We start from the raw sequence: 16,670 nt of genomic DNA on the forward strand, positions 1-16,670 counted from the left end.
TCCGCTGCATCGCGGCGTGCCGACCGGCAGCGCCCCCGGCCTGCTCCGCCAGGCATCCGGTCAGGCACCAGGCCCGGTTGGATCAGGCCGCGTGGCCTGCCGAACCGGGATCAGGGCAGAAAGATCTCCTCGATCTTCCGGTCGAAGAGACGTGCGATCCTGAAGGCAAGTTCGAGGCTGGGATCGTATCTCTCGCGCTCGATCGCATTGACGGTCTGGCGCGAGACATTCAGTTTCGCGGCAAGTTCGGCCTGCGACCAGCTCTTTTCCTGGCGCAGCTGCTGCACGCGGTTGTTCATTTGTAGCGCAGCCGGCCGATGACCAGCCCGAGGATCCAGAGCGCGCACATCAGCGGCCAGACCGCGAACATGGACAGCCGAGGCATGCCGGCATTTTCCAGGAACCCGTAGCTGAAGGTCAGCAATGCCGTGCCGGCAAAGGCCAGCGCGAATGCCTCGAACTGGATGCGCCTTTGCAATTCGTCCAGTGCGCGGATGGCGCGAACGACCGACCAGCACAGAAGGACGGCCGGAACCATGGGCGCCATCGAAACGACGATCTGCATCGTCTGGCCCCGGTCGTTGCCGTTCAAAAGGCGCAACGAGACTGCCAGCGTGACCATATAGGCCAGCATGCCCAGGATGAAGGATGGGGCTATCCGGCTCATTTCATGTCCTCGATGTAAAGCACGCTTTACAGTCGGGCCGCAGGCTGCGGATGTCAAGTATGCTTTACATCGGCATCGCAGGCGGCGACGGCTGCGGGCGGATTGCGCCCCAGGCGCACAGGCCGTAAGGCTCCGGGTTCTCATCGCCTTGCAACGGAGACGACGCCTTGCCCCTTGCCGCCGCAATGAACAGCCTCGGGTCGCTGGCCTTCATCCTGCTGGTCGCGCATACGACCGCCTATCAGGAGGCGAACTGGCCCGCGGGGCGGGTCGTCCATGTGCGCGACTGGGTGGTCCATGCCGCCTATGCGCTTGGCGCGGCCCTGCTTTGGCTGACCCTGGTCCCGGCAAGGGATGCGCGGCGCAGGGTCTTGCTGGCCATATGGTTCCCGCGCGCCTGCTGGGCGCTTCTGCTGGTCGGGATCGTCGTCCTGCCGATGTTCTTTCCGCTCGAACCGTGACCGGCGGCAAGGCGGCGGGCCGGGAAACCCGAGCCCGGCGAAAGGGGAAAGCCCCGCCTCTTCCGCAGCTGCCATCTGCGGAAAGGGGCGGGGCCGCCGCAACCTGCCAGGAGATTCAGGCAGCGGCAAGCTCGGTAACCAGAACCTCGTCAACAACAGGCGCTTCCGACCCGGCGTTGGTCGCAAGGACCAGACCACCGTCGCCATCGGGTCGGAAGCTTTCGGTCACATCCAGCGTCCGCACGGTGAAATTGACCGTATGGACCGCCTTCAGCGTCCCCAGCAGGGAAATGCGCCCCTGCGTGGGATCGGCGGGATCGCGGCCATAGCTCCAGGACTCGTCGCCCGCCGAGCCATGGCGGTTGATCCATTCGCACAGCGTGCCGGCATCGGCCTGCCAGATCTTCTGGCCACGGATCGGCGACAGGAAATTCGCCACCGTGCTGCCCTTCAGGATGATGTCGGCGCGATAGGGCATGCTGAGTTCCTTCTTGTTGGCCATCAGCACGACCTGCCAGACCCGGCCGGCGGGCACGTTGCGCACCGGCACCGAGACGCTGAAGCTGCGCGACTCGGATTTCGACACGGCGGTCGCATCCGTCCAGGAATGTGAATATTCGGCGGTGAAGCTGATGCCGAATTCCTTCTTCACCACCTTGGCGTCGATGGTGCCCTTGATCGAGACCGTGGTGCCCGTCTTGACCGCCTTGCTGACCGAATGCGTCGTCGTCACCGTGTCCTGGAAGGTGCAGGACAGGCCGACCGTCTGCTCGGGCGTCAGGCCGTTGCGGTTGTCCACGATCCCGGTCGCCGCCGCCGACTGGTAGACGCTGAAGGTCTGCGCCGGCACGTCGAAGACCAGTTCGGATGCCAGCGTGTCCGTCAGCTTGCCGAACAGCCCGCCGTTGTTGCCGGGACCGTTGGCGAACCATTGGCCGCCGGCCGGGTCCTTCTCGGTTTCAAGGTGATTTTGCCAGGCATCCACGATGATGGCGCCAAGCCCAAGCGTGTCGAGATATTGCAGCGTCATGGAAAATCTTCCTGAAGGAAGGGCTCAGCAGTTCACGTCGATCAGCCCCAGCGTGTTCGACAGCGTCGTGCCGGTGATCGTATAGGCCGCCGTGCAGGTATTGCCGCGCTCGTAGGTGAAGGCGCGCGCGGCCTCGTTGTCCTTGCCCCAGACCACGTCGACATGCAGATAGACGAGCGCGCCGTCCGGGATGTCGAACTCTTCCAGTTTCGCGGTCTTGGTCTGGCCCAGAAGGATGTCGCCGGTTTCCCGCGTGCTCTTCTTCTGGCCCTCGTCGTCGATATAGGCGAACTTCATCCGGGCGACGAAGCCGCCGCCATTGTGCAGGCTGAAATTGCCGACTTTCTGCAGAGACATGATTTTCCTCCGAAATCGCGGGTCTGAAATGGTCCGCGGCGTTGCCGCCTTGGGTAAGACCTGTTTCGCGCATTCCGCGAATCGACGCAGTGGCATTTGCCACAGCGCCGGGGAATAATCGCGCCGGTTGTGGATCATTCGCGCGATGGGAGAGAGGCGATGCAATTGAGCGGCGAGGCGCGGGCGATGTTCATGGCGTCCGCGCATCAGCGCAGCCACCCGGCCGGCGCCGAACTGATCCGCGAGGCCGACCGGGACCGGCGCGTCTTCCTGATGCTGGCGGGCGAGGCCGACGTTCTGGCCCATTCGCCCGAGGGGCGCATGGTCCTGTTTTCCCGCGTCGTGCCCGGCGACCTGGTCGGCATCCTGGCCGCCATCGACGGCGGCGCGCGCTCGACCAGCGTGGTGGCGCGGGATGCGGGGCGCACGGCATGGGTCTCGCCCCAGGATTTCCAGCGGCTGATGCGAGAGCCGGATTTTGCCGGTGCGATCCACCTGCATTTCGTCGGCCTCATCCGCGGCCTGTCCGAGCGGGTCTATGAATTCGGCACGCTCCTGGTGCGCGAAAGGCTGGTGCGCGAATTGCTGCGCCTGCTGGCCGCGCCGGGCGACGGGCCGCATCTGCTGGACCCGGCGCCAAGCCATATGGAGCTGGCCGCCCGCATCGCCACCCATCGCGAGGCGGTCTCGCGCGAGATGAGCCGGCTTGCCCGGCTGGGGGTGCTGGAAAGGCGGGGCCGCAGCCTGCACGTGCCCTCGCGCGCCAGGCTGGCCGCCGCGCTGGACACGGGCGAGCAGATCAGGCCAGAGCCGTGATCTCCACCGGCTCGTCGATGCCCTTCAGCGTGACCTGGCGCAGCGGCGGGGGCGCCTGCCGCGCGGCGTCGCAGACGGCCCTGGTGGCCAGGATCTGCCCCGGCTCGGCCAGGGCCGAAAGGCGCGCGGCGATGTTCATCGCCTGGCCGAAGGCGCCGACCTCTTGCAGCAGGCCGCTGGCCGCCGAAAAGGTGCACAGGAAGGCCGTGCCGGTATGCAGGCCGATGCCGGCGCGGATCGGGTCGTCGCCGGCATCCTCCTGCCGCGCCAGCGTCCGGGCCATGCTGCGGGCGGCGGCGACGGCCTTGAGCGCATGGTCCTTGCCGGAAAAGCCGGGCGGCCAGACGCCGATCACGGAATCGCCCTGGAACTCCAGCACGAAGCCGTCATGCTGCCACAGCGCCGCGACCACCGTGTCGCGCATCCGCGCCACCGTCGCGGCATAGGCGGCCGCGCCCAGCCTTTCGCCCAATGCGACCGAGCCGCGCAGGTCGCAGAACAGGATGCTGATCGGCACCTCGGCGCCGCCGGGGAACTGCTCGATGAACCTGTCGCAGGCGTTGCAGAAACGCGGGTTGCGGTTCGACGGGCGCAGGCCGATCCGCCGGGCCACCCAGCCGCCCCAGCCGCCGAAGGGCGCGAAGCACAGCTTGCAGCGCGGCAGGCCCGGCAGCCGCCGGTAGCGCCGCTGCTTGCCCATCAGCACCGGGTGGCCGTCGCGAAAGATCTGCAGCCAAAGCTGCTCGTTGCCGAATTCGGGCTGCGAGGCGCTATCGGACATCGGGCCTGACCAGGTATTCGTCGGGGGTTTCGGAGGCGTGCATCGACTGATCCTCGGGGCAGACGTCCAGCCCCTCGCTGTTGCAGACCGCGGTGGCGCAGAAGAACGAGGGGCCGGCGACGGCGGTCAGGGGCGGGTCGCGCGGCAGGCCGCGATAATCCAGCACCACCGCCTCGCCCTCGGCCATGGGGATGGCGCAGGGGATATGCGGCCGGCCGGCCGGGCCGCGCAAGGGGATCGAGGGCACGGTGACGACGATCCCCGCCTCCAGCATGTCCGGCGCGATCCAGCCGGGCGTCCCCGCCAGGCTCAGCACATGGTCGTAGCCGGGGCCGAAAAGCATGCCGCCGTCCGCGGCCAGGGCGACGGGCGCGGTCTGCAGGTCGGTCATATGCGCCTCGGCGCCGCGGCCGAACATCAGGTAATGCGCGACCTCGGGCAGGGGCTCTGCATGGGAGAAGGGCCGGAAATACACCACGCGCTCGACCGTGACCGGGATCTTGCCGAAGACCGGGCGCACCCGCGTCAGCTGCCAGGGAAAGAAATGCGGGTCCTTCTCGTCCTCGGGACCGAAGGGCGGGATGCCCTGGAAGATGTTGCCGGTGAAGGTGGGCTTCAGCCCGGCCGCGACCGAGGGGATGTTGAACTCGTCGCTTTCGTCGTTGGCCAGCACGAAGATGTCGCGCGGATAACGCGCCCGGATCTCGCGCAGGGCGGCGGCGACCTCGACCGGGACCGAAAAGCGCAGCACCAGCTGATACTTGTGCATCTCGGTATGGTATTGCGTCATGTGGACGCCGAACAGCGTCTGGGCGCCGACGATGGTGAAGGCGTGCTGATGCGCCATGTTGCTGATCGGCGGCCCGGCCGGATCGTGTTCGGGGCAATGATCCATCTTCATCCTTTCTTCAGACGCAATCCGGCGGCCCGGCAGATTTCCCCGGCAGCCTCGGTGGCGGTTTCGCGCAGGATCGCGATCAGCCGCGGAATGAAATCCCCGTCCTCGGTCGCGGTCAGGAACGGGTTCTGCTGGGTCGAGATCAGGAAGCGCACGCCCATGCCCGGCTGCGGCTCGACCCCGGCCCGCCGGGCGAAGCGCGCGACGAACCCCTCGCCATAGACGGCGGGATCGAATTCCGAGGCGGTGACGAACATCGGCTTCGGCGGCGGTCCCGAAACGGGCGCCTCTTCCAGGCTCAGCGCGCGGAAGATGGCGTCGTTGAGCCGGTTCATCAGCCCCAGGTCCGTGTTGAGCCCGCGCTCGCTGCGGAAGTTGAAGGCATAGGGCACGATGCTGGTGTCCGAGCCGATGCTGCGAAACAACGCCATCAGCGTCGGATCGGCCAGCAGCCGGTCGACCAGCGCATCGTTGTCGAGGCAGGCGATCTCGTCGTGCAGCCGCCGCTCCTGCTCGGCCACGGCCTGGGGGTCGAGGCCGCGGCGCTCGGCCGGCAGGCGCTGGAAGGGGGTGACGGCGACCGGCCCGTCGGCCGGGAACCCGACCCGCAGCGCGGCATAGAAGCGGCGGCTGGCAAAGATGCATTTCGCCAGCAACCGGCCATAGCCCGACTGGTCGGGCGGGATCACCCGATGCGACAGCCAGACCGAGGCCGCCGCGGCGCCGGGCTTCGAGCCCTCGATGCCATAGATGCCGACCGTCGGCACCACGCCGTCGTGAAAGACCACCGGCGCGGCAAAGCTGACCAGATCGCGCATCGCGCCGTCGCGATAGCAAAGCGCGCCGGCGGGGTAGGGGATGAACCCCGCCTTGTGCGGGTCCACGGTCAGCGTCTCGCAATGCCGCGCCGCCTCGAGGCGCGCCTCGACCCGCGGGTTCAGGTGCATGCCGGGCGGCGCGTCGTCGTCGTCGATGTCCAGCATGTGGTTGGGGTCTGAACTGCCCAGCGGCGGCTGGCGCAGCATGGACATGAAATAGCCGCCCCAGGCGGCGTCGGCATGCAGCGCAAAGCCCAGGCCGCGGCCGCCGAACGCCTCGCGCAGGGAGACGATGCGGTCCAGCGGATCGACCGCGCCCTCCTCGGTGGTGCCCAGCACGGCGACCGCCAGCATGACCGGCCGGCGCTGGTCCAGGCATTCCGCCAGCATCCGCTCCAGCGCGCGGATCTCCATGCGGCCGTTGTCGTCCACCGGCACGCTGCGCAGCGCGGCGCGCCCCAGGCCCAGCAGCGCCGCGCCCTTGGGCCAGGAATAATGCGCCGTCGCCGGGGCAAGGACCAGCGGCACCGGCAGGTCGGGGGCATGGCGGCGGTGCATCTCGGCCAGGCCCAGATCCTGCACGGTGTGGCCTGCCAGCGCGGCGACCGCCGCCTCGGGCTCGACCCCGGCCGACCGGGCAAGATCGCCGGTCAGGTCCAGCACCGTCCGCACCGGCAGGTTCATCAGCCCCCAGGCGTCCAGCTCCAGCAGCCGGGCCTGCCCCTGTCCGGTCCGCACCTCCAGCTCGCGGGCCGCGGCCAGGGCCGGCACTTCGCGCAGCGCCTCCGCCACGGCGAAGGGCAGGTATTTCAGGTTGCGCGCCGCCCAGATCGCCTCGGCATTGGCCACGCTGCCGTCGCAGGTGACATGGCCCCAGGGCGGGCGCTGCGCATCGTCAAAGCCGGCCATCCGGCACAACTCGCGCCCGACGGTGATCTCCAGCAAGGTGGTGACGGGCGAGGCCTCGGCCGCGACATTGTTCTGGTTGAAAAGCAGCGCCGCGATATAGCCCGCGACCCCCGGCAGGGTGATGTCCCAATACATGTGCGACTGGTTGCGATAGCTGGAAAGCGGCGTGGACCCGGCCAGCTTGCCGATCATCTCGGCAAGACAGGCGCGCATGCGCTCGACCGTGGCGCGATAGGCGTCGCTTTCGAAGACGCGGTCCGGCCCAAGCCGGGGATCCTGCGGCGCATAGTCCCGCCGGGCGGCGACATGGCCGGAAATCGCCATCCCGACCAGTTCGCGCAGCACCGCTTCGTTCTCGGCCTTGGGGCCAAGGAACCATGCTGGCAGCGCGCCCGCCCGCGCGACCCCGGCCGCGCCCAACAGCCCCGTCCCCTCCCGCGCGATCCGGTCCAGCGAATCTATCAGGTCGGGATTGGCCTTGCCGGTCATGGACGCCTCGCAGGATCGCCGGGAGCAGGAAGATGGGACCACCATGGCCCGAGCGTTCGGCCTTTTCAACATGCAGTTGCATGAGCCGCGGCGTTTTCCCCAATGTTTGGACGGGCTTCCGCGGGCCGCATCCCCCGCGGCCGGGGCAGGAGCCGGGCAGGAACCGGGCAGGGCGGCGGCCGCATATTTTCCGAAATGTCGAATTCTCAACATTCCGGCCATCGGCCGTCCGCTTATACCCGGAGACGGCGCCCACGGGCGCCCCTTGTCCCCACCAGATTTGCACAGGCGCGATTATGAGCAAAAACCTTCGCCATACCCGGAATCCCGACATGATCGCCTTTACCATCGGATGGGTCGTGCTGCAGCTTATCCACGACGACCTGCCCGCCGACATCAAGACCATCAAGGGAAGGCTGCGCCAGATCGCTGCGGGCCGCGCCGAAGGCCGGGTGACGCCCGAGATGGCCAAGGACGCCCTTTCCGGCACCGAGGGCCTGGAGCGCGGGCGAATGCGCGACGTGGCCTGAAAGGACAGGGCCTGAGAAGGCCCGGCCCGAGAGCGGATGGCCGGGGGTATCAGCCCTCGGTCCCGGTGACATAGGCGCGCAGGCCCTGTGGCCTCAGCACGGTTATCCGGCCATAGCCGACCTCGATGCAGCCGAGGGCCTCCAGCTTCTTCAGCGTCTCGTTCACGATATGGCGCGAGGCGTTCGCCATTTCGGCCAGGTCGTTCTGCGTCAGCCGGCAGGTCTCGGGCGCGTCCTCGCAGGGGCCCGTGCCGGCCACGCGCAAAAGCACCGCCGCCGTCCGGCGATCCGCCCGCCGGATCAGCAGGTCGGCCATGCAGCGGACCGCTATGTCGAGGTTGTATTCCGAAAGAGAGCCGAAATGCAGCGCCGCCTCGGGCAGGCGCCGGCAAATCCTGTCCACGGCCGCAAGCGAGACGTAAAGCACCGCGGCCGGCTCCATGGCGCGAAAGGATAGGGTCCGCGGCTGGCGAGAGACCATCGGCCCTTCCCCCACCCAGTCGCCGCGCCGGAAGATATGCCCCATGGCGATGCCGGCATCCGGGGTCGGGCCAAGCCCGGCAAAGCTGCCCCGGACGATCCCGTAGAATCCGCCCAGGCCGTCGCCGATGTGATGGGTATACTGGCCGGCCTCGTAATGGCGCAGCCTCGCCTCGTCGAGAAGGGCGGACTGGAACGCGCCCGGCTTTTGCGCCAGCCAGCCAAATGACAGCAGGGTCTGCCGGCACTCGGCCATGGAAACAGCAACTTGCATGAAATTCCCGGTATCGAACGGCGCGCAAGGCGCCCGCCACAGGCTTGTCCATCATCGAGAAAGGGTCAAGCCTTGCTGCAACGGCCGCGCGCGTTGCCCGCGCCTCGTGCATGAGGAGATCCCCTGTTTCTGCGGATGGCCGGACAAAGGTTCACCGCTTGCCGGCCCCCGCGCCACCCTGTCCCAGCAGCCAGACCAGGTAGAGCCCGCCGCACAATCCGGTCATGCTGCCGATGGGCAAGAGCAGGCCAAGCGGCGCGCGCTGCGAGATCAGGTCCGCCGCCAGCAGCAGCGCCGCGCCGGTCCATGCGCCGGAAAGCAGCGGCACCCCCGGCGCGCGGGTCAGGCGCCGGGCGATCTGCGGCCCGGCCAGCGCGATGAAGGCGATGGGGCCGGCGCTGGCGGTGGCCACGGCGGTCAGCCCGACGGCGGCGATGACCAGCAGCACGCGGGTGCGGGCGATGTTCAGGCCCAGCTGGGCCGCCATGCCCTCGCCCAGCTCAAGGACGGCCAGGCGGCGCGCGTTCAGCACCAGCAGCGGCGCGAACAGCGCCAGCCCCGCCAGGGCCGGCCAGACATGCGACCAGCTGCGCGCGTTCAGCGATCCGGCCAGCCAGATCTGCGCCGACATGGCGCGGTCGAGGTTGCCCATCACCATCAGCATGTTGTTGACCCCGGTCAGCACCGCGCCCACGCCGATGCCGACCAGGATCAGGCGATAGCCGCCCTCGGTCCCCCGGCGTCGCGCCAGCGCCAGCACCACCACCGCCGTCGCCAGGCCCGAGACCACCGCCGCCGAGGCGACCTGGAAGGTGCCGGCGTTGAACAGGACGATCTGCACGATGGCCCCGGTCGCCGCCCCGGTGGTGAAGCCGATCACGTCGGGCGAACCCAGCGCATTGCGCGACAGCGACTGGAACACCGCCCCGGCCATGCCCAGCGAGGCGCCGACCAGCGCCGCCGTCAGCACCCGCGGCAGGCGGATGCCGCGCAGCACCCGCGTCACCGTGGTCTCGCCCGAGGTGCCGGCCAGCCCCTCGACCACCTGCGCCGGCGACAGCCGCACCGTGCCGGTGCCCAGAAGCAGCAGCGCCAGGACCAGGCACAGCAGCAGCAGCGCCAGGCAGACCGCCAGCGCGCGCGGCCGCCACAGCAGCGAGGCGCGGCCCAGTCGCAGGACGCGGGTCTCGGGCAGAATCATAGCCGCGCCAGCCGGAAGCGGCGCACGACATGGACGAAGAACGGCCCGCCCAGGATCGCCGCGACGATGCCGGCCGCGACCTCGGCCGGCGGCGCGACGACGCGGCCGATGATGTCCGCGCCCAAGAGGACCGAGGCCGCGAACAGCGCCGAAAGCGGCAGCACCCGGCGGTTGTCCGGCCCGGTGACGGCGCGCGCCAGATGCGGCGCGACCAGCCCGACAAAGCCGATCGGCCCGGCCGCGGCCGTCGCGGCGCCGGCCAGGATCATCACCGACAGGCAGGCGAGCGCCCAGAACCGCTGCGGCCGCAGCCCCAGCGCCCGGCCGCTGTCATGCCCCAGCGCCATGGCGTTCAGCCCCGGCGCCAGCGCCAGCGCCAGCCCGCCGCCAAGCGCCAGCGCCACGCCCATGGTCGCCGCCACGGCCCGCCCGCGCCCCTCGAGCGCGCCCGAGCCCCAGTTGCGGAACAGGTCCAGCACCTCGAGCCCCGAGTTCAGGATCACCAGGCTCGCCGCCGCGCCCAGCAGGACTGAGATCCCGGCCCCCGCCAGCACCAGCCGGACCGGGTCGGTGCCGCTTTCATGCGCCCGGCCCAGCAGGAAGACCGCGACCCCCGCCAGCCCGGCGCCCAGAAAGCCGAACCAGACATATTGCGCCATCTGCGTCAGCCCGAAGGCCGAGGCCCCCAAGACGACCGCGATGGCCGCGCCCGAATTCACCCCCAGCAGGCCCGGTTCGGCCAGCGGGTTGCGTGTCACCGATTGCATCACCGCCCCGGCCAGCCCCAGCGCCGCGCCGGCAAAGATCGCCAGCAGCGTGCGCGGCAGCCGCAGCGCGCGCACCACCAGATGCAGGTCGTTCGCCGGGTCGAAGCCGAACAGCGCCGAAAGCACCTGCGAGGGCGGCACCGGGCGCGAGCCGACGGCCAGGCTTGCCAGCGCCAGAAGCGCCAGCACCGCCGCGCCGGCCGCGTATTGCCGCCCTGCCGGCGCCGGGCGCAACAGCGGCGTCATTTGGCGAAATAGGGCGCGACCGTCTCGATGATCTGCAGGCCCGAGTAGTAATCCACCCGGAACGAGTTCGGCCCCAGCGGATAGACCCGGCCCTCGCGCACCGCGGGCAGGTTGGCCAGCACCGGATCGGCGCTGAATTCGCGCACCGTCTGCTCGGTCCCGTTCAGCAGGAAGACGCTGTCGCCGGTGATCGCGGCGGGCAGGTTCTCATGCGAGACGAAATCGAAATCGGCCGAGCGCGAGACCTCGCCCCGCATCTCGTCGGGAAGGCCCGCGACCGAGAACCCCAGCGCCGCCAGCACCCGCGCCTGCGGGCTTTCGGGCTTGCCGACCGAATAGGTGCCCGAGAAATTGTAGGACACGATGCTGACATCGCCCGGCGGCAGGGACAGCCCCGCCTTCGCCTCGGCCGCCCGCCGGGCGAAATCCTGGGTCATGCGGGCGGCGTCGGCCTCGTGCCCGGTGGCGCGGCCCAGGCTGTGGGCCAGTTCCTCCCAGCCGTCGTTGGCGTAGTCCAGCACGATCACCGGCACCTCCTGCGCGCGCAGCTGGTCGAGATAGGGCAGGATGCTGTCGCCGCCGACGGAGGAGGCGACGACGAGGTCGGGCTCCTGCACGATCAGCGCCTCGATGTCGAAATTCAGGTTCGGATACAGCACCTCGACCCCGCGTTGGTCGGCGGTGGCGGCCCATTGCGTGAAGAAGCCCTTGTCGTCGGTCAGCGGCCCGACCATGGCCGAGGCGGTGGCCGCAAGCGGCGCGTCGATGGCCAGCAGGATGCCGGTCAGGCTGGGCGAGGTCGAGACGATGCGCTGCGGAGGCGCTGCCACCTTCGCCTCGCCCAGGGCGTCGGGAATGCTGCGCGGCCAGCCTTCGTCGGCAAGCGCCGCGGCGGGCAGGATCAGCGCAAGGAGCAGCGGAGCGAGGCGTGTGGGCATGGGCATTCCTCAGATCGGCAGTTCGGCGTCGTCAAGGTCTTCCAGCCGCAGCCCGCGCTTGCGGATCTCGGCATATTCGCGCAGCCGGATGCGGTCGATCTCGGAGCTGCTGGCGCCGTGCTTCCAGTAGCCGAAGACGCGCACGTCCTCTCGGGCCAGGCCGAGGGCGCGGAAATGGCTGCGCAGATCCCGCATTTCCTGGCGCTCGCCGGCGGCCCAGAGCGTCCAGCCCTTGGGCGTGGTGATGGCATTGCGCGCGGCGGCCAGCAGCGCGCCGGTGGTGCCCGCGGGCCGGTCCCGCCGGATCAGGTGATAGTCAATGCCGGGCAGGCGCGGCAGTTCCTCGAATGCGCCGGGCTCGGCGGTCTCGATCCACAGGCTGCCGGGGGTGTCCTGCGGCCATGCGCCCAGGATGGCGTGGACGGCGGGGATCGCGGTTTCGTCGGCAAAGATCGCCGCGCGCTTGCCGGGGGCGTGGCCGGGGACCAGGTGCTGGCGCGGCCCGATCATCCAGGCGCGGGTGCCGGCGCGGGCGGCCTTCAGCCAGCGCATCGCCGGGCTGTCGTCGTCATGGAGCACGAAGTCGATCTCGACCGTGCCGCTGGCGGGCTCGAAGCTGCGGATCGTGTAGATGCGCGAGACCGGCCGCTGGCCCTGGGGCGTCTCGACCTCGATGCGGACGGCCAGGTTCGCGGGCAGCCAGGCGGCGGGGTCCGCCGCGTCGATGCGGCCGACCACCTGCGCGACCGAGGGAAAGGGGCGGCGGATCTCGGCCACCTCCAGCTGGACGCGATCCATGTCGCGCATGTGATCCTGCTGCGACAGCAGGTCGTCAGGATCTTCGACGGATTCCGTGTTCGGGCTGGCCATGGCATCCTTTCCGCCTGCAGCATGTCGCGGGCGCTGGTCTGAAAAGCAGGGATGGCTGATCGCCGGACCGGGCTCCGGCGCAATGGCTGAAACCATATTGCAGAGCGCATTCCGCAATGCAATACACATGCCGCCGGAAAAAGGCGGCCCAAGGGAAGGAACGGGAATGTCCCATCGCCTGCATGCCGATGCGGTGACGCTGCGCTACCAGGCGCGGGTGGTGTCGGAAAACCTGTCGCTGGCGATACCGGACGGGTCGTTCACCGCCATCGTCGGGCCCAACGCCTGCGGCAAGTCGACGCTGCTGCGCGCCCTGGCGCGGCTGCTGGTGCCCGATGCGGGGCAGGTGGTGCTGGACGGCAAGGCGATCCTGGGCCTGCCCTCGCGCGAGGTGGCGCGGCGGCTGGGGCTGCTGCCGCAGTCGCCGGTGGCGCCGGACGGGCTGACCGTGGCCGAGCTGGTGGCCCGCGGCCGCTTTCCGCACCAAAGCTTCCTGCAGCAATGGTCGCCCGAGGACGAGCGGGCCGTGCGCGCGGCGCTGGAAACCACCGGCACGCTGTCCCTGGCCGGGCGCCCGGTGGCCGAGCTGTCGGGCGGCCAGCGCCAGCGCGTCTGGATCGCCATGGCGCTGGCGCAGGAAACCGGCATCCTGCTGCTGGACGAGCCGACGACCTTCCTGGACATCGTGCATCAGGTCGAATTGCTTGAGCTTCTGTCCGGGTTGAACGCGCAGGGCCGCACCGTGGTCGCGGTGCTGCACGAGCTGAACCTGGCCTTTCGCTATGCCTCGCATCTGGTGGCGATGAACGATGGCGCCGTGGTGGCCGAGGGCGCGCCCGACCAGATCGTCACCGATGCGCTGATGCGGCAGGTCTTTGGCCTCGATGCGCTGGTGCAGCCCGATCCGCTGACCGGGCGGCCGATGGTGATCCCGCGTCCGCGCGGCGAATTGGGCGGCGGCTGATCAGTCGAAGGTGCTTTGCCCGCCGGTCGCGCGGTTGATCAGCCGCGCCGCGTCGCGCAGCGCCAGCCCCGCCTGCGGCGAATCCAGCTTGCCCAGGTTGCCGGCCGTGGTCACGACGCAGACCAGCTCGCCCTGCGCATCCAGGACCGGCGCGGCCTGGCCGGTGACGTTGGACAGAAGGTGGCTGGTCAGTTCCGCCCAGCCCTCGGCGCGGATGCGGTCGATCGCCGCCTTGCCGGGTGGCGTGCCGCGGAAGCTGGCCGGTTGCAGGCGGCGCGCGGCCTCGATCTGCGCGCGGGGCAGGAAGGCCTGGAAGACCAGGCCGCAGGCGGTGTTGTCCACCGGCAGCACGTCGCCAAGGCTGACGGCGGTGATGGCGAAATGCGCGCTGCGATACCAGCGCACGATGGTCGGGCCGCGCTCGGTCCAGATGCAGACGCCGGAGCTGAGCCCGTGATTCTCGGTCAGCTGCTTCATCTGCGTGCCCGAGATCTCGACCGCATCGACCCGGCGCAGCGCGGCGACGCCCAGGCTCAGCGCCGCCGGGCCAAGGTCATAGCGGCTGGAGGCGGGATCCTGCACCGCCAGCCCCTCTTTCACCAGGCTCTGCATGTAGCGATGCGCGGTCGAGCGGCCGGTGCGCGACAGCTGCGCGATCTCGGCCAGCGGCAGGGCGCGTTCGGCCCCGGCCAGGATGTTGAGGAAACGCATGGCGATGGTGATGGACTGGATCGTCCCCGACCGCTTTTGCCCCGAGAGCTTCGCATCCTCGTCAAGGAAGGGCTCGAACTCCATCATGGGCGGTTTCTCCTGCGCTTGCGGCTGGCCCGCGGATCGGGCGTGCGGCAGCGGCGCAACACTAGCGCGGCGCGGCGGCGATGGCAAAGGGGCGGGCGCGCTATGTGATTGACATGCGGAATGCATTGCGCAATGTGGCACGCATGCCGCCAGCAAGGTTCCCCTGCCAGCCCGCGCTTTTGCCGACAAGCCCGAGGAACCCATGCCCAAGAATCATCGCAGGCGGCTGACGCAAGGGGTCAGCCTGGTCACGCTTCTGGTCGCAGCGCCGCTGCAGGCGCAGGAAGCCCCCGCCGAAGCCATCACGCTGGAGACGGTCATCATCACCGGCGACACCATCACCCGCGACCTGATGGAGACCCCCAGTTCGGTTTCCGTGGTGACGGCCGAGGAGCTGGAAAAGGAAAAGCCCGGCAAGGCCGAGGTCCGCGGCGTCATCGCCGGCACGCCGAACGTGCTCTATACCGACAACGTCAGCACGCCGGTCATCCGCGGCCAGGACGCGCAGGGGCCGCATACCGGCGCCAACGCCTTCTTCGCCGGATCGGTGCCGCGCGCGACCATCAACCTCGACGGCCATTATCTCAGCTATAACGAGCTTTACTTCGGCGCGACCTCGACCTGGGACGTGGACGGCGTCGAGGTGTTCCGCGGCCCGCAGACCACCGCGCAGGGCGCGAACGCCATCGCCGGCGCGATCATCGTCAACACCAAGGATCCCAGCTTCACCCCCGAGGGCGCGTATCGGCTGGAAGGCGGCAACTACAACCAGCGCGCCGCATCCTTCATGTGGTCGGGGCCGATCACCGAGGAACTGGCCGCGCGGGTCTCGCTGGACTATTCGGCCCGCGACACCTTCATCGACTATGTCGGCTCGAACTTCATCCAGAACGAGATCGGGCAGGACTTCCTGAACGCCAATGCGCGGCTGAAGCTGCTGTGGCAGCCGGCCGAACTGCCGGGCCTGTCCGCCAAGCTGACCTACAGCCACAGCCGGATGAAGCGCCCCAGCGCCGAGGGCGCCTCGGAACCCTATGACGAGCTGGAATCGATCGCCACCTGGATGCCGGGCTGGGACCAGACCACCGACACCGCGATCCTCGACGTGGATTACGACATCGGCAACGGTATGGTGCTGAGCAGCAGGACGCAATATTCGACCTCGGATGTCGAGCGCCGCGTCGGCACGCCGACCATGGGCGACGCGAATGTCGCGCAGGACAACTACTCGAACGAAAGCAAGCTGACCTTCGGCACGCCGGCCGACGGGCTTAGCGGCGTGGCCGGCATCTATGTCGCCTTCACCGACCAGGACGAATGGCTGAACCAGGGCGGCATCTCGACCTTCCGCGACGAGAAGTCGAACCTGGGCCTTTACAGCGAGGTGAACTGGCGCATGGACGAGCGTTGGACGCTGTCGGCGGGCCTGCGCTATCAGCGCGACCACATCCGCCGGCAGGGCGACGTCTCGCCGCTGTTCGCCAACAGCGACGTGGATTACGACCACACCTTCGACGCGCTGCTGCCCAGGCTGACGCTGGCCTATCAGGCGACGCCGGACTGGAGCGTCGGCGCGCTGGTCAGCAAGGGCTACAACCCCGGCGGCATCTCGCTGGACTTCGGCTATTCCAAGGAATGGACCGAGTTCGACGCCGAGACCGTCTGGAACTACGAGCTGTTCACCCGCGCCGAACTGCTGGAAGGGCGGCTGATGCTGACCGGCAACCTGTTCTACATGGATTACAGCGATGCGCAGCACAATATCGCGCATCTGGTCAATGGCGTGACCTATCTGCAGACCGTGAACGCCCAGGATGCCCGCGCCTACGGGCTGGAGCTGGCCGCGGACTGGCGCGCGACCGATGCGCTGACCCTGCGCGGCAGCATGGGCCTGCTGCATACCAAGTTCGAGCGCTTTGACCAGATGCCCGCCTACGAGGGCAACGAATTCGCCCGCGCCCCCGGCAAGATGCTGACGCTGGGCGCCAGCTGGGATGCGACCGACCGGCTGAACCTGGGCGGGCAGCTGCGCTATATCGACGGCTATTATTCCAACACCGCCAACACCCCGGCCTATGCGGTGGACGGCTTTACCCTGGTCGACGTCAATGCCAGCTACCGCGTCAACGACCGGGTCGAGCTTTACGGCTATGTCAACAACCTTCTGGACGAACGCACGCCGACGCTGCTTGAAGCGGCGCGGGGGAATGTGGTCTTTACCCAGGGCAGCATGACCTCGCCGCGCATGGTCGGCATCGGCATCCGCGGCACCTTCTAGGCGGCTGCACCGCGCAATTCCGGCCGGCGCCCCCGTGGCGCCGGTCTTCTTTGACAGGCAGGCAGGGCGAATGATGCTCCGACCAAGACTTTGCATCG

Annotated in this window: 18 protein-coding genes; 5 read left to right on the forward strand and 13 right to left on the reverse strand. The window is 69.0% G+C overall.

Features of this window, described 5'->3' with window-relative positions; translation table 11 throughout:
• Nucleotides 1–110 precede the first annotated feature (110 nt).
• Together E3U26_RS01535 and E3U26_RS01540 are read right to left on the reverse strand one after the other, a co-directional pair.
• On the reverse strand, nucleotides 111–287 hold the full coding sequence (locus tag E3U26_RS01535) for a helix-turn-helix transcriptional regulator (protein ID WP_275600360.1): 177 nt from the start codon (nucleotides 285–287) through the stop codon (nucleotides 111–113).
• Nucleotides 288–295: 8 nt separating this feature from the next.
• Nucleotides 296–667: a hypothetical protein gene (locus E3U26_RS01540; protein WP_499105233.1), complete on the reverse strand. Its 372-nt coding sequence runs from the start codon at nucleotides 665–667 to the stop codon at nucleotides 296–298.
• Nucleotides 668–834: 167 nt separating this feature from the next.
• On the opposite strand from E3U26_RS01540, the gene E3U26_RS01545 reads away from it, so the two are divergent.
• Nucleotides 835–1,128, forward strand: coding sequence for a hypothetical protein (locus tag E3U26_RS01545; RefSeq protein WP_208861648.1), 294 nt, complete (start codon nucleotides 835–837; stop codon nucleotides 1,126–1,128).
• A gap of 115 nt (nucleotides 1,129–1,243) precedes the next feature.
• On the opposite strand, the gene E3U26_RS01550 is transcribed toward E3U26_RS01545, so the two are convergent.
• Complete coding sequence (locus E3U26_RS01550; RefSeq protein WP_499105235.1) at nucleotides 1,244–2,158, reverse strand: ETX/MTX2 family pore-forming toxin; 915 nt, start codon at nucleotides 2,156–2,158, stop codon at nucleotides 1,244–1,246.
• Nucleotides 2,159–2,182: 24 nt separating this feature from the next.
• Nucleotides 2,183–2,515, reverse strand: a complete 333-nt coding sequence (locus tag E3U26_RS01555; RefSeq protein ID WP_036755057.1) for a hypothetical protein — start codon at nucleotides 2,513–2,515, stop codon at nucleotides 2,183–2,185.
• A gap of 159 nt (nucleotides 2,516–2,674) precedes the next feature.
• Between E3U26_RS01555 and E3U26_RS01560 the strand changes: the two genes are divergently transcribed.
• Entirely contained in the window at nucleotides 2,675–3,331 is a 657-nt protein-coding gene (locus tag E3U26_RS01560; protein WP_114537869.1) for a Crp/Fnr family transcriptional regulator, read from the forward strand.
• Here the strand turns inward: E3U26_RS01560 and E3U26_RS01565 are convergent.
• The 3 genes from E3U26_RS01565 to E3U26_RS01575 are packed head-to-tail and all read right to left on the reverse strand — an operon-like array spanning nucleotide 3,315 to nucleotide 7,226.
• Nucleotides 3,315–4,112, reverse strand: coding sequence for an adenylate/guanylate cyclase domain-containing protein (locus E3U26_RS01565; protein WP_036755059.1), 798 nt, complete (start codon nucleotides 4,110–4,112; stop codon nucleotides 3,315–3,317). The genes E3U26_RS01560 and E3U26_RS01565 overlap by 17 nt on opposite strands.
• Nucleotides 4,102–5,013: a hypothetical protein gene (locus tag E3U26_RS01570; protein WP_499105237.1), complete on the reverse strand. Its 912-nt coding sequence runs from the start codon at nucleotides 5,011–5,013 to the stop codon at nucleotides 4,102–4,104. The genes E3U26_RS01565 and E3U26_RS01570 overlap by 11 nt, the downstream gene beginning before the upstream one ends.
• Nucleotides 5,010–7,226, reverse strand: a complete 2,217-nt coding sequence (locus E3U26_RS01575; RefSeq protein WP_499105239.1) for a pyridoxal phosphate-dependent decarboxylase family protein — start codon at nucleotides 7,224–7,226, stop codon at nucleotides 5,010–5,012. The genes E3U26_RS01570 and E3U26_RS01575 overlap by 4 nt, the downstream gene beginning before the upstream one ends.
• A 296-nt stretch (nucleotides 7,227–7,522) precedes the next feature.
• Between E3U26_RS01575 and E3U26_RS01580 the strand changes: the two genes are divergently transcribed.
• Nucleotides 7,523–7,756 (forward strand): hypothetical protein, encoded by a 234-nt coding sequence (locus E3U26_RS01580; RefSeq protein ID WP_243784632.1) that lies wholly within the window; start codon nucleotides 7,523–7,525, stop codon nucleotides 7,754–7,756.
• A gap of 49 nt (nucleotides 7,757–7,805) precedes the next feature.
• Here E3U26_RS01580 and E3U26_RS01585 read toward each other — a convergent pair whose 3' ends face one another.
• The 5 genes from E3U26_RS01585 to E3U26_RS01605 form a co-directional block, all read right to left on the reverse strand.
• A complete protein-coding gene (locus E3U26_RS01585; RefSeq protein WP_083539140.1) occupies nucleotides 7,806–8,510 on the reverse strand; it encodes a Crp/Fnr family transcriptional regulator in 705 nt (234 codons plus the stop codon).
• 151 nt (nucleotides 8,511–8,661) lie between these two features.
• Nucleotides 8,662–9,711 carry a FecCD family ABC transporter permease gene (locus E3U26_RS01590; RefSeq protein ID WP_072462550.1) on the reverse strand — a complete coding sequence of 350 codons (1,050 nt, stop codon included), beginning with the start codon at nucleotides 9,709–9,711 and terminating at the stop codon, nucleotides 8,662–8,664.
• Nucleotides 9,708–10,724, reverse strand: a complete 1,017-nt coding sequence (locus E3U26_RS01595) for a FecCD family ABC transporter permease (protein ID WP_116222685.1) — start codon at nucleotides 10,722–10,724, stop codon at nucleotides 9,708–9,710. Before E3U26_RS01595 ends, E3U26_RS01590 begins: the two co-directional genes overlap by 4 nt.
• Entirely contained in the window at nucleotides 10,721–11,662 is a 942-nt protein-coding gene (gene fepB, locus E3U26_RS01600; protein WP_114537884.1) for a Fe2+-enterobactin ABC transporter substrate-binding protein, read from the reverse strand. Before fepB ends, E3U26_RS01595 begins: the two co-directional genes overlap by 4 nt.
• Nucleotides 11,663–11,671: 9 nt before the next feature.
• Nucleotides 11,672–12,532, reverse strand: a complete 861-nt coding sequence (locus tag E3U26_RS01605; RefSeq protein ID WP_499105241.1) for a siderophore-interacting protein — start codon at nucleotides 12,530–12,532, stop codon at nucleotides 11,672–11,674.
• A gap of 166 nt (nucleotides 12,533–12,698) precedes the next feature.
• Between E3U26_RS01605 and E3U26_RS01610 the strand changes: the two genes are divergently transcribed.
• Entirely contained in the window at nucleotides 12,699–13,496 is a 798-nt protein-coding gene (locus E3U26_RS01610; protein ID WP_499105242.1) for an ABC transporter ATP-binding protein, read from the forward strand.
• Here the strand turns inward: E3U26_RS01610 and E3U26_RS01615 are convergent, their stop codons facing one another.
• Nucleotides 13,497–14,294 carry an IclR family transcriptional regulator gene (locus tag E3U26_RS01615; RefSeq protein WP_072462555.1) on the reverse strand — a complete coding sequence of 266 codons (798 nt, stop codon included), beginning with the start codon at nucleotides 14,292–14,294 and terminating at the stop codon, nucleotides 13,497–13,499.
• Nucleotides 14,295–14,496: 202 nt separating this feature from the next.
• Between E3U26_RS01615 and E3U26_RS01620 the strand changes: the two genes are divergently transcribed.
• Nucleotides 14,497–16,572 carry a TonB-dependent receptor gene (locus tag E3U26_RS01620; protein ID WP_499105244.1) on the forward strand — a complete coding sequence of 692 codons (2,076 nt, stop codon included), beginning with the start codon at nucleotides 14,497–14,499 and terminating at the stop codon, nucleotides 16,570–16,572.
• The last annotated feature ends 98 nt before the right edge of the window (nucleotides 16,573–16,670 follow it).

This window comes from Paracoccus ferrooxidans (genome assembly GCF_029909815.1).
Lineage (GTDB): Bacteria > Pseudomonadota > Alphaproteobacteria > Rhodobacterales > Rhodobacteraceae > Paracoccus > Paracoccus versutus.

What these genes read in the sequence shown, in the direction of transcription:
- E3U26_RS01540 (WP_499105233.1), bottom strand. Translation starts at nt 667, where the DNA reads ATGAGCCGGATAGCCCCATCCTTCATCCTGGGCATGCTGGCCTATATG.
- E3U26_RS01550 (WP_499105235.1), bottom strand. Translation starts at nt 2,158, where the DNA reads ATGACGCTGCAATATCTCGACACGCTTGGGCTTGGCGCCATCATCGTG.
- E3U26_RS01555 (WP_036755057.1), bottom strand. Translation starts at nt 2,515, where the DNA reads ATGTCTCTGCAGAAAGTCGGCAATTTCAGCCTGCACAATGGCGGCGGC.
- E3U26_RS01560 (WP_114537869.1), top strand. Translation starts at nt 2,675, where the DNA reads ATGCAATTGAGCGGCGAGGCGCGGGCGATGTTCATGGCGTCCGCGCAT.
- E3U26_RS01565 (WP_036755059.1), bottom strand. Translation starts at nt 4,112, where the DNA reads ATGTCCGATAGCGCCTCGCAGCCCGAATTCGGCAACGAGCAGCTTTGG.
- E3U26_RS01570 (WP_499105237.1), bottom strand. Translation starts at nt 5,013, where the DNA reads ATGAAGATGGATCATTGCCCCGAACACGATCCGGCCGGGCCGCCGATC.
- E3U26_RS01575 (WP_499105239.1), bottom strand. Translation starts at nt 7,226, where the DNA reads ATGACCGGCAAGGCCAATCCCGACCTGATAGATTCGCTGGACCGGATC.
- E3U26_RS01580 (WP_243784632.1), top strand. Translation starts at nt 7,523, where the DNA reads ATGAGCAAAAACCTTCGCCATACCCGGAATCCCGACATGATCGCCTTT.
- E3U26_RS01585 (WP_083539140.1), bottom strand. Translation starts at nt 8,510, where the DNA reads ATGCAAGTTGCTGTTTCCATGGCCGAGTGCCGGCAGACCCTGCTGTCA.
- E3U26_RS01590 (WP_072462550.1), bottom strand. Translation starts at nt 9,711, where the DNA reads ATGATTCTGCCCGAGACCCGCGTCCTGCGACTGGGCCGCGCCTCGCTG.
- E3U26_RS01595 (WP_116222685.1), bottom strand. Translation starts at nt 10,724, where the DNA reads ATGACGCCGCTGTTGCGCCCGGCGCCGGCAGGGCGGCAATACGCGGCC.
- fepB (WP_114537884.1), bottom strand. Translation starts at nt 11,662, where the DNA reads ATGCCCACACGCCTCGCTCCGCTGCTCCTTGCGCTGATCCTGCCCGCC.
- E3U26_RS01605 (WP_499105241.1), bottom strand. Translation starts at nt 12,532, where the DNA reads ATGGCCAGCCCGAACACGGAATCCGTCGAAGATCCTGACGACCTGCTG.
- E3U26_RS01610 (WP_499105242.1), top strand. Translation starts at nt 12,699, where the DNA reads ATGTCCCATCGCCTGCATGCCGATGCGGTGACGCTGCGCTACCAGGCG.
- E3U26_RS01615 (WP_072462555.1), bottom strand. Translation starts at nt 14,294, where the DNA reads ATGATGGAGTTCGAGCCCTTCCTTGACGAGGATGCGAAGCTCTCGGGG.
- E3U26_RS01620 (WP_499105244.1), top strand. Translation starts at nt 14,497, where the DNA reads ATGCCCAAGAATCATCGCAGGCGGCTGACGCAAGGGGTCAGCCTGGTC.